This window comes from Exiguobacterium sp. MH3 (assembly GCF_000496635.1).
Classification (GTDB): Bacteria; Bacillota; Bacilli; order Exiguobacteriales; family Exiguobacteriaceae; genus Exiguobacterium_A; species Exiguobacterium_A indicum.
Genome location: NC_022794.1, coordinates 1 through 14250, shown reverse-complemented (window position 1 = coordinate 14250; position 14250 = coordinate 1). Strand labels below are relative to the sequence as shown.

Here is a 14250-nt window from a genome sequence, read left to right as displayed (position 1 = left end):
GGCATCGGTTTTATTTTACGCTTGCGCCGTTCGCCATCGTTGACGGAACCGTCGCCAGTTCAAGTTTTCCTGCTTTTTCAGCAGCAAGGACCATTCCTTGTGAGAGTTCGCCACGTAACGTGACCGGTTTTAAGTTCGCCACGACGATGACTTTTCGTCCGACTAAATCTTCCGGCTCATACCACTGAGCGATACCAGAGACGATTTGGCGTGTTTCTTTGCCCATATCGACTTGTAACTTCAATAGTTTTTTCGCCTTTTTGATCTTTTCAGCCGTCACGACTTCACCGACACGGAGTTCGATTTGGTCAAAGACATCGATTGTCGTTTCTGGACGAATATCTTCGTCTTCTTCTTCAACTTCCTCTTCCTCAACACGTGCTGCAGAAGCTTGGCGCATCATGTCGACGATTGCTTCGACTTCTTCTTTGACGTCGAGACGTGGGAAGATTGGTGTCGCTGTACCGACTTTTGTTCCTGGTGCGATGTCTGCGAATTTCTCGAGCGCTGCCCAGTCCATCGCTTGTCCAGAGAGACCCAGTTGCGCGAAGATCTCTTTTGGTGAACGCGTCATGAACGGTTGCAACATGATCGCCACGTGACGCAAGACGCCAACGAGATGCACCATGACAGAACCGAGTTCCGCCGTTTTGGATTCGTCTTTTGCAAGCACCCACGGTTGTGTCTCATCGATGTATTTATTGGCACGGCTGATCAATTGCCAAATGTTCGACAGTACGACAGAGAATTCCATGTGTTCCATCGATGCTTCGACTTTCGTGACCGTTTCTTTTGCAAGATCCGACAGTGTCGCATCAAACGGTGTCACGTTACCTGTATAGGCTGGGATCTCACCATCAAAGTATTTCGTGACCATCGCGATCGTCCGGTTGAGTAAGTTCCCGAGATCGTTCGCCAAATCATAGTTCATCCGCTCAACGAATGCTTCAGGTGTGAACATACCGTCCGAACCGAATGGCACTTCCCGTAAGAGGTAGTAACGAAGGGCGTCGAGACCGTAGCGATCCGTCAACGGAATCGGATCGACGACGTTTCCTTTTGATTTCGACATTTTTCCGTCTTTCATCAACAACCAACCATGTGCGAAGACTTTCTTCGGTAATGGGAGGTCAAGCGCCATCAAGAGTGCAGGCCAGATGATCGTGTGGAAACGAACGATTTCTTTTCCGACGAGATGGACATCTGCTGGCCAGTACTTATCGAAGTTACCGTGATCGTCCGTACCATAACCAAGTGACGAGATGTAGTTCGTCAACGCATCGATCCAGACGTAGACGACGTGTTTTGGATTCGACGGGACTTGTACACCCCAGTTGAATGTCGTCCGTGAGACCGCTAAGTCTTGAAGACCTGGTTTAATGAAGTTATTGATCATTTCGTGTTTACGTGATTCTGGCAAGATGAATGACGGATTCGCTTCAAAGTACTCAAGCAGACGGTCCGCGTACTTACTGATCCGGAAGAAGTAACATTCTTCGCGAACGAGCTCGACCGGGTGTCCACTGTCAGGGCTCTTCCCGTCGACGAGTTGTGATTCCGTATAGTACGTCTCATCCGGAATCGAATACCAACCTTCGTATTCACCTAAATAGATATCGCCTGATTCAAGAAGTGTCTCGAACACTTTTTCGACGACTTTCTTGTGACGTGGTTCTGTCGTCCGGATATAATCATCGTACGAGATGTCGAGACGATCCCATAAGACTTTAATCTGTTCGACGACACCGTCGACGAATGCCTGTTCCGAAATCCCTGCTTCTGCTGCTTTTTCCTGGATCTTTTGACCGTGCTCATCGCTACCTGTCAAATACCGGACATCAAATCCTTGAAGTCGTTTGTATCGTGCCATCGCATCTCCAGCCACCGTCGTGTACGCGTGACCGATATGTAGTTTTGCACTTGGATAATAAATCGGGGTCGTGATATAAAATGTCTTTGCCATGTTATTCCTCCGTTCTCTGATTTCCATCTTCATTATAGGCTATTATACGCTGTTACGGGACTGATGTCGAAACTCACTTTTTGTCGAATCGAAACATTTTTTGACATCAGACATCAAATTACAAAAAAACACACTCTATAGTTTCATTTCCTTTAAAAAGGGAAAATGTATTAATAAATCGTTTCAAATATGGTGTTTTTGAGAAATAAATGACATTTTGATTTCAAGCTATTCAGATTGGTTGACTACTTTTGGAAAGTCTAGTATTCTACATTCTATAGAAACGATGTCGAATTTTGACGATTTTTCAAAAGAAAAAGAGATCCATGACATCAAAGGAGGAACAACAAAATGAAATCAACAGGTATTGTACGTAAGGTAGACGAGCTCGGTCGTGTCGTAATTCCAATCGAATTACGCCGTACACTTCAAATTGCAGAAAAGGATGCCCTCGAGATCTATGTCGACAACGAACAGATCATCCTTAAAAAATATAAACCAAACATGACTTGCCAAGTAACAGGAGAAGTATCAGAAGATAACTTCAAATTGGCTGATGGTAAATTGATTCTTTCACCAGATGGCGCACAACGCGTTCTCGTTGAATTAAAAGATTTCCTCGATCGTCATTACGCAAGCAACGAGTAAACAAAAAAGGAAGCTCCTGACGGGGCTTCCTTTTTTTAATCTGCTTCGTGAAACGCAAGATACAGCTCCTGACGATCCAGTCCCCGTTCCTTGGCGACACGCTTCAACGCTGCATTCGGCTTTTCGCCTTCTTCGATATACCGACGGATTTGCTCGAGCGGATCACTGTCTTGGATGACCGCTTCCGGTCGTTCTTCGTTTGATCCTTCAACGAGGACGACGAACTCGCCCCGAACGTCTTCTGCTGCCCAAGCGCGTAATTCACTCACGCTCCCCCGAATGTATTCCTCATACCGTTTCGTTAGTTCCCGGGCTAACGTCACCTGACGATCACCGAGTACTTCCTCGATCCCTTGCAACATCTCTTTCAAACGATGCGGTGCTTCATAAAAGACGAGCGTTCCGGTTTCGTATTTCAATTGCTCCAACGCTTCGCGACGCTCTTTTTTCTTCCGTGGCAAAAAGCCGTAATATAAAAAGCGTTCCGTCGATAATCCGGACGCGACAAGAGCGGTCAATGCAGCGTTCGCACCCGGAAGAACGATGACAGGGATGTCTGTTGCAATCGCTTGGCGAATCAGATCGCTTCCCGGGTCCGAGATGCCAGGCATACCAGCGTCGGAGACGAGGGCAATTTGTTTTCCTGCCTCTAAATCAGCGAGGAGTCGTTCGCCGCTTGTTTGTTTATTGTGTTCATGGTAACTGACAAGCTTCGACTCAATCGAAAAGTGTCGAAACAGTTTCATCGTCTGCCGCGTATCTTCTGCTGCGACGATATCGGATTCCTGTAAAATCCGTACGGCCCGATACGTCATGTCTTCTAAATTGCCGATTGGTGTCGGGACGATATAGAGACCGGCTCCTTGCTGTTGATAGCTACTCGTCGCTTTCATGAGGTTCCTCCTTGAATCAACCGTTCTTTTTGTGAACGGGTTAATTGTTTAATCGCATATTCCCGCTTCATTGCCTCTGACTTCGTCGCGAAAACTTCCTGATGAACGAGGACGACCGGCAGACGGGCACGTGTATACTTCGCACCCTTACCTGCGTTATGTGTCGCAATGCGTTGTGTGACGTCTACGGCGTAACCCGTATAATACGTATCATCTTGGCACCGAACGATATAGACTGCATGCTCAGACATCGAACAGTTCTTTCATCTGAGCCGCATACGAGTTGTCCGCTTCATAGACGATGAATGGGGGAAGCACCTTCAGTCCAGGTTTTGCATCCTTGATCCCCTCGATCAAGAGCATGTTTGCTTCCTTCCCTGCTTTCGGATAAATCAGCTGCATCCGTTTCGGTTCCAAGCGATACGTCCGCATCAAGGTGACGATATCGAGCAGTCGTTCCGGTCGATGAACGAACGCTGCTTTTCCGCCTTGTTTCAACAAATCAGATGCACCTCGAATACAGTCTTCAAGGGTACAGAGGACTTCGTGCCTTGCAATCGTATAATGTTCACTTTGGTTTTGGTTCGATGTCTCATTTGCTAAAAAATATGGCGGATTGCAGGTGACAGCATCATAGATGCCGTATCCAAGACGCGCTCCCGCCTCTTTGACGTCCCCTTCAATCATCTCAATCCGGTCGTTCAGTTCATTCAAGGTGACGCTCCGTCGTGCCATCTCCGCTAGTCGTGGCTGGATTTCAAGACCCGTGATCTGCCCTTTCGTCCGGTAGGATAAAAAGAGTGGAATTGCACCGTTTCCTGAACAGAGATCGGCAATCCGTCCCTGTTGAATCGGGACCCACGCAAATCGTGCGAGCAGTGCCGCGTCAAGTGAATACGAGAAGACGGATGGACTTTGAATGATTTTCCCTTCCTGTCCTAAGAGATAATCAAGTCGTTCGTCTGGTAATAGTTCAAACATGTCGTGCCTTCCTTTCCGAAAAAAAGACTGACTCATGTAGAAGTCAGCCTCTCAATGTTTCGTTAACATGGATAAGCAAAAGAGACAATCGCCGTCTTTTCGTACTTGTCCATAATGCAAGTTACAGATGTGGAACCCTTCCTGGTACAATCGCCCGAGATTATCGTAGCCCGCACCGACGCCTGCTTCCGCTTCTTCCGCTTCCGTGACCGGCTGTTGTTCATCGCGTTCGACTTTTTCTCGAAGATGATGATTCTCCAGGTACAGATGTTGGTTCTCTTCCATCATGTAAGCCAGCTGATCCTTTAACACGCTCAGATGCTCAGTCAGCAAATGAATCTGTTGCTCAATCGCATCGACACGCGTAATGATTTCTTTTTTATCGACTCTCTCCACGCGTATGCACCCCGTTATTCTTTTGGTCGTTTTGGTTTTACGGCACCAACGGATAATAGTTCTTCCATTGAATACGTCAAGACGCGGGAACGATCCTTCAGTTCGATTTGAACGACTTGATCGAGGATGTTCAAACCAACGACGCGTCCTTCGCCTTCAGGTACTGTCAAACGTTTTCCGTAGTCCGGCAAATCACGGCGCATTTCTTCATACGTATCGTTCTCGTATTTCAGGCAGCACATCAAACGACCACATACTCCTGAAATCTTCGTCGGATTCAACGACAGGTTTTGATCTTTTGCCATCTTGATCGAAACCGGTTCGAACTCACCGAGGAAAGATGAACAACATAAGACACGACCACACGGACCGATGCCTCCCAGTAACTTCGCTTCATCCCGAACACCGATTTGACGGAGTTCGATACGCGTCCGGAAGACCGCCGCTAAATCTTTGACGAGCTCACGGAAGTCAACACGTCCTTCTGCCGTGAAGTAGAAGATGACCTTATTGCGATCAAACGTGTACTCGACATCGACCAATTTCATATCGAGTTTATGTTCACGGATTTTTTCGACACATACCGCATGCGCATCAAGCGCTGCGACTTTATTTTCGCGGACGATCATTGCATCCTTATCGTCAGCAATCCGAAGAATGGATTTCAGTGGCAACACCACATCTTCTTCGTCCATTTGTTTATCGGCGATGACCACTTCGCCATATTCAATGCCCCGTACCGTCTCAACGATGACTGCTTGTCCTCGTGATAATGACTTTTGTCCAGGTGCAAAATAATAAATTTTGCCCGCTTCTTTAAAGCGAACGCCTACTACTTCTAGCATGTCGCTCTACCCTTTCTGTAAGTCAAACATGAGACGCTCAACTGTTAATTGGGGATTAACATTCGCTTCGACCCGTCTTACTGCGGCAAGCACAGCTTGCAACCAGCGGGTGATCGTCGTCTGGCTCTTGGACCCCATCTGTTCAAGTTGGGGTTTACTATTCGTATAGGTCATACCTTCCCACGCCGGATTCAGTTTCAGACGTAAGACATCCTCGAAGAAACAAGTGACGAGTTCAAGACCGATTCGGACATCCTGACGGTTTTTGAATTGTCCCATCCATTTCTCTTGTACGAACAGTGGTAAATCAGCCGGACGATTCGCTAATTCCTCCATCAATTGTAACACTGACGCTCGCGCATTTACAAACCAGTCTTCGAGTAATGCTTCTTCTGCATCCTCGACTTTTGGATAGACACGCGCTGCCAATTGCGTCAACTCGTGGTCCCGTCCCGTTTTTTCAGATAAAACCTCGCCAATCATTTGACGATCCGCCGGACGAAAACTTAATAACTGTCCCCGCGATCGAATCGTCGGTAAAAGGAGCTGGGGTTGATTCGTCAACAATAAAGCCACTTTTCCTTCTCCTGGTTCCTCAAAGAACTTCAGCAAACTGTTTGCTGCCTGGGGAGTCATCTTATGGGACTGGGTAATGACATAAATCTGACGATCGCCTTCAAGTCCTCGGAGTGAGAGATCATGCATCAATTGTTGAATCTGTTCTTTTTTGATGGTCGCGCCATCTGGTTCGATTTCATAATAATCGACCAAGTTGCCACTTTCCATCCGCCGACAGCTACGACAGACACCACACGGTTCTACATCGACCGGGTCCTCACAAAAAAGGCTTTTCGCGAACAAGTGAGCCGCTTCAAGTAGAAGCGGCTCATAGTCTCCAGTGAAGATATAAGCGTGATTGATTCGATCGTTTCGTAACGAATTTTGAAGAATCGTCGAAATGACCGATTGTGTCTGTTCCAGTTCATGAAACGTCTGCATCAGAATTGATGAAACCCTTCGATTGGCAAGACGAAGACCGTTGCCCCGCCTACCTGGACTTCAACAGGGTAAGGGATATAAGAATCGGCATGACCACCCATTGGTGAGATTGGAGAAACCATCTGTTCGCGGCTTGAACAGTTCTTTTTGATCAATCGCAACAAATCATCGAGACGCTCACTCTGTACACCAATCATGAACGTCGTGTTCCCTTCTTTAAGAAAACCACCTGTCGTTGCCAGTTTCGTTGCTCGGAAATCATGCTCGACAAGTGCTTCCGCCAAACGTAAGCTATCTTTATCTTGAACGATCGTAATGACCATTTTCATGAAAATCTCTCCTTTTCTTCTAAATAGGTAATGACATCTTCCACTAAGTCCTGATGAATCGCTTCAATCGATCGATTGGCTTGTACGATCTTCACCCGTTCCGGATCCGATGCTGCAATCTGTTGGAAACCTTCATAGACGCGGGCACGAAACGCATCATCTCGCTGCTCGATTCGATCAAGTGCTCCCCGGTCCATCATTCGTTTTTTAGAATCCGTTACCGTTAAATCAAATAAATACGTTCGGTCTGGCGCTAACCCACCTGTTGCAGAATCATTGATTTGACGCACGAGATCAATCGGATGTCCGAGACCATACCCTTGATACGCAAGTGACGCATCAACGAATCGGTCACATAAGACGATTATTCCTGCCTCTAACGACGGTCGAATCAATTCCTCGACATGCTGGGCACGAGACGCTGCATACAACAGAATTTCTGTCATCTCTTTCATCTCTTCAAAATCAGGATTCAAAATCAACGAACGAATTTCGTTCCCAACGCGTGTGCCACCTGGCTCGCGGGTCGTCATGACGTTATAACCCTTTTCTTTTAACACATCGCCAAGCAATTGTAGTTGTGTCGTTTTACCGGCACCATCCGGTCCTTCGACAGTAATGAACGTACCTTTCATTCTTCAAACCCTTCCTGTATGACGCGTAACGCTCCTCGTTGCAATTGTTCGCCTCCTTGCAAATGAACGGCTACGGTTTGATAATATCGTAAACGTAGTACCTGTTCCGCCGTAATGCGTTCGCCTCTGACGATCAACGGAATGCCTGGCGGGTATGGAATAATCGTTTCGAGTGAAACATGACCGATACACTCATCCAGCTGACGGAACATACCTGTTGCTTGTTCTAACTGTTCATAAGAACAAGCTAAAGCAGATACCTGTATTTTACCCATAATTGGTTGCTCGATATACCTTTTCAAAGGAATTCCTTCTGATTTCATCATTTGAATGGCTCGTTCGACACGGTGGACCCAGTCATTCTGCTCAGACTTTGTTAGCGGACGAAGTGGCAAAATACAGACGACGTGATCTCCTAGAGCAAATTCCGCATCGAGTTGAACAGCTCGTAACGCGTGCAACAACGCATCTCCTGAATATCCCTCATACGTTAATGTCATCCGCGACCAATCATCGAATCGCAGAACCGTCATATGATCGAACCGTTGAAGTGCTTCGATGAATGCATCATGACTAGCTTGAACATCTGACATCCCTTTAACTGTCCATTGTTCACGATAGGAACGGGCGTAATCTAATGAAGCCAGGAGTAAATATGAAGGACTCGAAGTCTGAAACGCTTGAAGCGCTCGCTGTAACTTCCTTCTCATCTTTTCTGAAAATCGCTCATGCATCCATGCTCCCATTGTCAGTGCTGGAAGTGTTTTATGAGCAGACTGAACAACAGCGGTTGCTCCTAATTCAAATGCAGAGCGTACACCAAATGCTTCACCGAAGTGTGCGCCATGTGCTTCATCCACTAATAAAGGGAGCCCGTGCGACGCTGTGAGCTGAACGAGTGACGTGATATCAGCTGCTTCCCCGTAATAGGTCGGTGAAGTGATAAACACGCCGACTCCTCCTGGATATTTCGTAAACGCTTCCTTTAATGTTTCACGTGAAACATGTCCACTGATTCCCGTTTCCTTATGGATGTCTGGTTCAAGAAAGATCGGTTCGATTCCTAACCATTCTAGTGCATTAAACACGGATTTATGCGAATTACGCTGTACATAAACACGCTCTCCTCTTGATGCTGTAGCGGCAAGCATCGCCCAGTTTCCAACGGTCGAACCATTCACAAGGAAATGACTCGCTTTTGCACCGTAGACTTTTTGCAACAAAGCTATCGCGTCAGCAATAGCCTCTTCCGGATGATGAAAATCATCTAGACCAGGTAATTCTGTGACGTCCCATTTAAAGAAGTCAGGAAGAGGCGTCAATGTCCCATTCTTATGACCAGGAACATGCCATGAGATGGGCGATCGATCTAAATGACGTTGAAGTGCATGTACAATAGGAAGTTCGTGTTTCATGAAAAAACTCCTTTTCCTCTAAAATGATTACACAAAAAGACCGACCTGCAATCTGCAGATCGGTCAAGTGCCTGGCAACGTCCTATCCTCACAGGGGGAAGCCCCCAACTACTTTCGGCGTTCAAGTGCTTAACTTCCGTGTTCGGCATGGGAACGGGTGTGACCACTTGGCTATCGTCACCAGACGACGGGCTCGCGCCCTCAAAACTGAAGTCATCAACAAGCATCTGCTAGAACAAGGCCTCGACCGATTAGTATCACTCAGCTCCACATGTCGCCATGCTTCCACCCGTGACCTATCTACCTCATCGTCTCTGAGGGGTCTTTCTTGATTACTCAAAGGGAAATCTCATCTTGGAGGGGGCTTCATGCTTAGATGCTTTCAGCATTTATCCCGTCCGCACGTAGCTACCCAGCGATGCTCCTGGCGGAACAACTGGTACACCAGCGGTGCGTCCATCCCGGTCCTCTCGTACTAAGGACAGCTCTCCTCAAATTTCCTGCGCCCACGACGGATAGGGACCGAACTGTCTCACGACGTTCTGAACCCAGCTCGCGTACCGCTTTAATGGGCGAACAGCCCAACCCTTGGGACCTACTCCAGCCCCAGGATGCGATGAGCCGACATCGAGGTGCCAAACCTCCCCGTCGATGTGGACTCTTGGGGGAGATCAGCCTGTTATCCCCAGGGTAGCTTTTATCCGTTGAGCGATGGCCCTTCCATGCGGAACCACCGGATCACTAAGCCCGACTTTCGTCCCTGCTCGACTTGTAGGTCTCGCAGTCAAGCTCCCTTCTGCCTTTGCGCTCTACGAATGATTTCCAACCATTCTGAGGGAACCTTTGGGCGCCTCCGTTACTGTTTAGGAGGCGACCGCCCCAGTCAAACTACCCGCCTGACACGGTCCTCCAGCCGGATCACGGCTGCGAGTTAGAGACTCTATGCATGAAGGGCGGTATCCCAAGGGTGACTCCTCCGAAGCTGGCGCTCCGGGCTCGACGTCTCCCGCCTATCCTGTACATCATGCACAAAGCCTCAATATCAGGCTGTAGTAAAGCTCCATGGGGTCTTTCCGTCCTGTCGCGGGTAACCTGCATCTTCACAGGTACTATGATTTCACCGGGTCTCTCGTTGAGACAGTGCCCAAATCGTTACGCCTTTCGTGCGGGTCGGAACTTACCCGACAAGGAATTTCGCTACCTTAGGACCGTTATAGTTACGGCCGCCGTTTACTGGGGCTTCGGTTCAAAGCTTCGCTTGCGCTAACCCATCCCCTTAACCTTCCAGCACCGGGCAGGCGTCAGCCCCTATACGTCATCTTGCGATTTAGCAGAGACCTGTGTTTTTGCTAAACAGTCGTTTGGGCCTATTCACTGCGGCTCTACTCATGTAGAGCGTCCCTTCTCCCGAAGTTACGGGACCATTTTGCCGAGTTCCTTAACGAGAGTTATCCCGCGCGTCTTAGAATTCTCATCTCGCCTACCTGTGTCGGTTTACGGTACTGGCGCCTTCCCCCTCACTAGAGGCTTTTCTTGGCAGTGTGAAATCGTGACCTACGTCCCTACGGGACTCCGCATCGTTCCTTGACTTTGATGCCTGACGGATTTGCCAATCAGACGGTCTTGAAACTTGCACATGCACTTCCATCCGCATGCGTCACTATCCTCCTGCGTCCCCCCATTGTTCAAACGGTGGATCGGCGGTACAGGAATATCAACCTGTTATCCATCGCCTACGCCTTTCGGCCTCGGCTTAGGTCCAGACTAACCCTGAGCGGACGAGCCTTCCTCAGGAAACCTTGGGCTTTCGACGGAGGGGATTCTCACCCCTCTTTTCGCTACTCACACCGGCATTCTCACTTCCAAACGCTCCACTGCTCCTTCCGGTACAGCTTCACAGCGGTTTGGAACGCTCCCCTACCATTCCTTACGGAATCCGCAGCTTCGGTGGTATGTTTAGCCCCGTTACATTTTCGGCGCGGCGCCACTCGACTAGTGAGCTATTACGCACTCTTTGAATGGTGGCTGCTTCTAAGCCAACATCCTAGCTGTCTAGGCAGCGCCACATCCTTTTCCACTTAACATACACTTTGGGACCTTAGCTGGCGGTCTGGGCTGTTTCCCTCTTGACTACGGATCTTATCACTCGCAGTCTGACTCCCGAGTATAAGTTGCTGGCATTCGGAGTTTAACTGAATTCGGTAACCCTGTGGGGGCCCCTAGTCCAATCAGTGCTCTACCTCCAGAACTCTCAACCTCGAGGCTAGCCCTAAAGCTATTTCGGGGAGAACCAGCTATCTCCAGGTTCGATTGGCATTTCACCGCTACCCACACCTCATCCCCGCACTTTTCAACGTGCGTGGGTTCGGACCTCCAGTCAGTGTTACCTGACCTTCATCCTGGACATGGGTAGATCACCTGGTTTCGGGTCTACGACAACGCACTGAACGCCCTGTTCAGACTCGCTTTCGCTACGGCTCCGCCTCATCGGCTTAACCTCGCGCGTTATCGTAACTCGCCGGTTCATTCTACAAAAGGCACGCCATCACCCGTTAACGGGCTCTGACTACTTGTAGGCATACGGTTTCAGGATCTATTTCACTCCCCTTCCGGGGTGCTTTTCACCTTTCCCTCACGGTACTGGTTCACTATCGGTCACTAGGGAGTATTTAGCCTTGGGAGATGGTCCTCCCGGATTCCGACGGGGTTTCACGTGTCCCGCCGTACTCAGGATCCACTCTGGAGGGAAAACAGTTTCAGCTACAGGGCTGTCACCTTCTTCGGCCGACCTTTCCAGGTCCTTCACCTACTGTCTTCCTTTTTGACTCCGTGTAGAGTGTCCTACAACCCCGAAGAGCATGCTCTTCGGTTTGGGCTGTTCCCGTTTCGCTCGCCGCTACTCAGGGAATCGCATTTGCTTTCTCTTCCTCCGGGTACTTAGATGTTTCAGTTCCCCGGGTCTGCCTCACGCTACACTATGTATTCATGTAACATGTCCCATCCCATTACGGATGGTGGGTTCCCCCATTCGGAAATCTTCGGATCAAAGCATACTTACTGCTCCCCGAAGCATATCGCTGTTCGTCGCGTCCTTCATCGGCTCCTAGTGCCAAGGCATCCACCGTACGCCCTTCATACCTTGATCTAGCGTTGGTATTCTAAGAACACACGTCTAATGACATGGTTAATTAAAAGTTTTGATGTCTTGTTGATGTCTTCAGTTTTCAAGGTGCGAGTGTCTCTTTCGAGACTGAGAGACGAGCTCTCAAAACTGAACGATGGGCATGTCCCGTAAGGGACGTTTTCCTTAGAAAGGAGGTGATCCAGCCGCACCTTCCGATACGGCTACCTTGTTACGACTTCACCCCAATCATCTACCCCACCTTCGACGGCTGGCTCCTTGCGGTTACCTCACCGGCTTCGGGTGTTGCAAACTCTCGTGGTGTGACGGGCGGTGTGTACAAGACCCGGGAACGTATTCACCGCAGTATGCTGACCTGCGATTACTAGCGATTCCGACTTCATGCAGGCGAGTTGCAGCCTGCAATCCGAACTGGGAACGGCTTTATGGGATTGGCTCCACCTCGCGGTCTCGCTGCCCTTTGTACCGTCCATTGTAGCACGTGTGTAGCCCAACTCATAAGGGGCATGATGATTTGACGTCATCCCCACCTTCCTCCGGTTTGTCACCGGCAGTCTCCCTAGAGTGCCCAACTGAATGCTGGCAACTAAGGATAGGGGTTGCGCTCGTTGCGGGACTTAACCCAACATCTCACGACACGAGCTGACGACAACCATGCACCACCTGTCACCATTGTCCCCGAAGGGAAAACTTGATCTCTCAAGCGGTCAATGGGATGTCAAGAGTTGGTAAGGTTCTTCGCGTTGCTTCGAATTAAACCACATGCTCCACCGCTTGTGCGGGTCCCCGTCAATTCCTTTGAGTTTCAGCCTTGCGGCCGTACTCCCCAGGCGGAGTGCTTAATGCGTTAGCTTCAGCACTGAGGGGCGGAAACCCCCCAACACCTAGCACTCATCGTTTACGGCGTGGACTACCAGGGTATCTAATCCTGTTTGCTCCCCACGCTTTCGCGCCTCAGCGTCAGTTACAGACCAAAGAGTCGCCTTCGCCACTGGTGTTCCTCCACATCTCTACGCATTTCACCGCTACACGTGGAATTCCACTCTTCTCTTCTGTACTCAAGCCTTCCAGTTTCCAATGGCCCTCCCCGGTTGAGCCGGGGGCTTTCACATCAGACTTAAAAGGCCGCCTGCGCGCGCTTTACGCCCAATAATTCCGGACAACGCTTGCCACCTACGTATTACCGCGGCTGCTGGCACGTAGTTAGCCGTGGCTTTCTCGTAAGGTACCGTCAAGGTACGAGCATTTCCTCTCGTACGTGTTCTTCCCTTACAACAGAGTTTTACGATCCGAAAACCTTCATCACTCACGCGGCGTTGCTCCATCAGACTTTCGTCCATTGTGGAAGATTCCCTACTGCTGCCTCCCGTAGGAGTCTGGGCCGTGTCTCAGTCCCAGTGTGGCCGATCACCCTCTCAGGTCGGCTATGCATCGTCGCCTTGGTGGGCCGTTACCCCACCAACTAGCTAATGCACCGCAAGGCCATCTCAAGGTGACGCCGAAGCGCCTTTCATCAACGGACCATGCGGTCCGATGAACTATCCGGTATTAGCTCCGATTTCTCGGAGTTATCCCAATCCTTGAGGCAGGTTCCTTACGTGTTACTCACCCGTCCGCCGCTCATTCCGCTGCCTTCCCTCCGAAGAGTTCCGTCAGTTTCCTGCGCTCGACTTGCATGTATTAGGCACGCCGCCAGCGTTCGTCCTGAGCCAGGATCAAACTCTCCATGAAGTGTTTGACTTGCTCGTTGTGTGACCGAAGTCACGATTGACGAAGCTTGCGCTTCATTCATGTTTGTATTCCGTAGAATACGATTTTTGCCTCATCGTTCAGTTTTCAAAGTCCAATGTATTTCGTATGAAAATAATGGTCGGGAAGACAGGATTCGAACCTGCGACCCCTTGGTCCCAAACCAAGTGCTCTACCAAGCTGAGCTACTTCCCGAAAAGTGCACCCTGAGAGATTCGAACTCCCGACCCCTTGATTCGTAGTCAAGTACTCTAT

Annotated in this window: 11 protein-coding genes, 1 tRNA gene and 3 rRNA genes; 1 reads left to right on the top strand and 14 read right to left on the bottom strand. The window is 49.3% G+C overall.

Annotation, left to right across the window (positions count from 1 at the left end; all coding sequences use genetic code 11):
* Positions 1 to 10: 10 nt before the first annotated feature.
* Complete coding sequence (gene metG / locus U719_RS00075; RefSeq protein WP_255343760.1) at positions 11 to 1990, bottom strand: methionine--tRNA ligase; 1980 nt, start codon at positions 1988 to 1990, stop codon at positions 11 to 13.
* Between the two features lie 324 nt (positions 1991 to 2314).
* On the opposite strand from metG, the gene U719_RS00070 reads away from it, so the two are divergent.
* A complete protein-coding gene (locus tag U719_RS00070; protein ID WP_023466531.1) occupies positions 2315 to 2611 on the top strand; it encodes an AbrB/MazE/SpoVT family DNA-binding domain-containing protein in 297 nt (98 codons plus the stop codon).
* A gap of 35 nt (positions 2612 to 2646) precedes the next feature.
* Here U719_RS00070 and rsmI read toward each other — a convergent pair whose 3' ends face one another.
* The 13 genes from rsmI to U719_RS00005 form a co-directional block, all read right to left on the bottom strand.
* Positions 2647 to 3504, bottom strand: a complete 858-nt coding sequence (gene rsmI, locus U719_RS00065; protein WP_023466530.1) for a 16S rRNA (cytidine(1402)-2'-O)-methyltransferase — start codon at positions 3502 to 3504, stop codon at positions 2647 to 2649.
* The gene (locus U719_RS00060) at positions 3501 to 3755 is read right to left on the bottom strand and encodes a GIY-YIG nuclease family protein (protein WP_023466528.1); all 255 of its coding nucleotides are present in this window, start codon (positions 3753 to 3755) and stop codon (positions 3501 to 3503) included. The genes rsmI and U719_RS00060 overlap by 4 nt, the downstream gene beginning before the upstream one ends.
* Positions 3748 to 4485, bottom strand: a complete 738-nt coding sequence (locus U719_RS00055; RefSeq protein ID WP_023466526.1) for a tRNA1(Val) (adenine(37)-N6)-methyltransferase — start codon at positions 4483 to 4485, stop codon at positions 3748 to 3750. The genes U719_RS00060 and U719_RS00055 overlap by 8 nt, the downstream gene beginning before the upstream one ends.
* Before the next feature lie 51 nt (positions 4486 to 4536).
* Positions 4537 to 4887: a DNA replication initiation control protein YabA gene (yabA, locus tag U719_RS00050; RefSeq protein ID WP_119182633.1), complete on the bottom strand. Its 351-nt coding sequence runs from the start codon at positions 4885 to 4887 to the stop codon at positions 4537 to 4539.
* 8 nt (positions 4888 to 4895) lie between these two features.
* Positions 4896 to 5726 carry a stage 0 sporulation family protein gene (locus U719_RS00045; RefSeq protein ID WP_023466523.1) on the bottom strand — a complete coding sequence of 277 codons (831 nt, stop codon included), beginning with the start codon at positions 5724 to 5726 and terminating at the stop codon, positions 4896 to 4898.
* A gap of 6 nt (positions 5727 to 5732) precedes the next feature.
* Entirely contained in the window at positions 5733 to 6725 is a 993-nt protein-coding gene (locus U719_RS00040; protein WP_023466521.1) for a DNA-directed DNA polymerase, read from the bottom strand.
* Positions 6725 to 7054, bottom strand: a complete 330-nt coding sequence (locus U719_RS00035; RefSeq protein WP_023466519.1) for a cyclic-di-AMP receptor — start codon at positions 7052 to 7054, stop codon at positions 6725 to 6727. Before U719_RS00035 ends, U719_RS00040 begins: the two co-directional genes overlap by 1 nt.
* Positions 7051 to 7689, bottom strand: coding sequence for a dTMP kinase (gene tmk, locus U719_RS00030; RefSeq protein ID WP_023466518.1), 639 nt, complete (start codon positions 7687 to 7689; stop codon positions 7051 to 7053). Before tmk ends, U719_RS00035 begins: the two co-directional genes overlap by 4 nt.
* Positions 7686 to 9104 carry an aminotransferase class I/II-fold pyridoxal phosphate-dependent enzyme gene (locus tag U719_RS00025; RefSeq protein ID WP_023466516.1) on the bottom strand — a complete coding sequence of 473 codons (1419 nt, stop codon included), beginning with the start codon at positions 9102 to 9104 and terminating at the stop codon, positions 7686 to 7688. The genes tmk and U719_RS00025 overlap by 4 nt, the downstream gene beginning before the upstream one ends.
* Positions 9105 to 9173: 69 nt before the next feature.
* Positions 9174 to 9289: ribosomal RNA gene (gene rrf, locus U719_RS00020) — 5S ribosomal RNA — on the bottom strand.
* A 46-nt stretch (positions 9290 to 9335) separates the two neighbouring features.
* Positions 9336 to 12249, bottom strand: a 23S ribosomal RNA gene (locus tag U719_RS00015).
* Positions 12250 to 12415: 166 nt separating this feature from the next.
* Positions 12416 to 13977 (bottom strand): 16S ribosomal RNA (locus U719_RS00010).
* Together the 16S, 23S and 5S rRNA genes with 1 tRNA gene alongside form the textbook arrangement of a ribosomal RNA operon.
* Before the next feature lie 136 nt (positions 13978 to 14113).
* Positions 14114 to 14190 (bottom strand) — tRNA-Pro (locus tag U719_RS00005).
* Positions 14191 to 14250 lie beyond the last annotated feature (60 nt).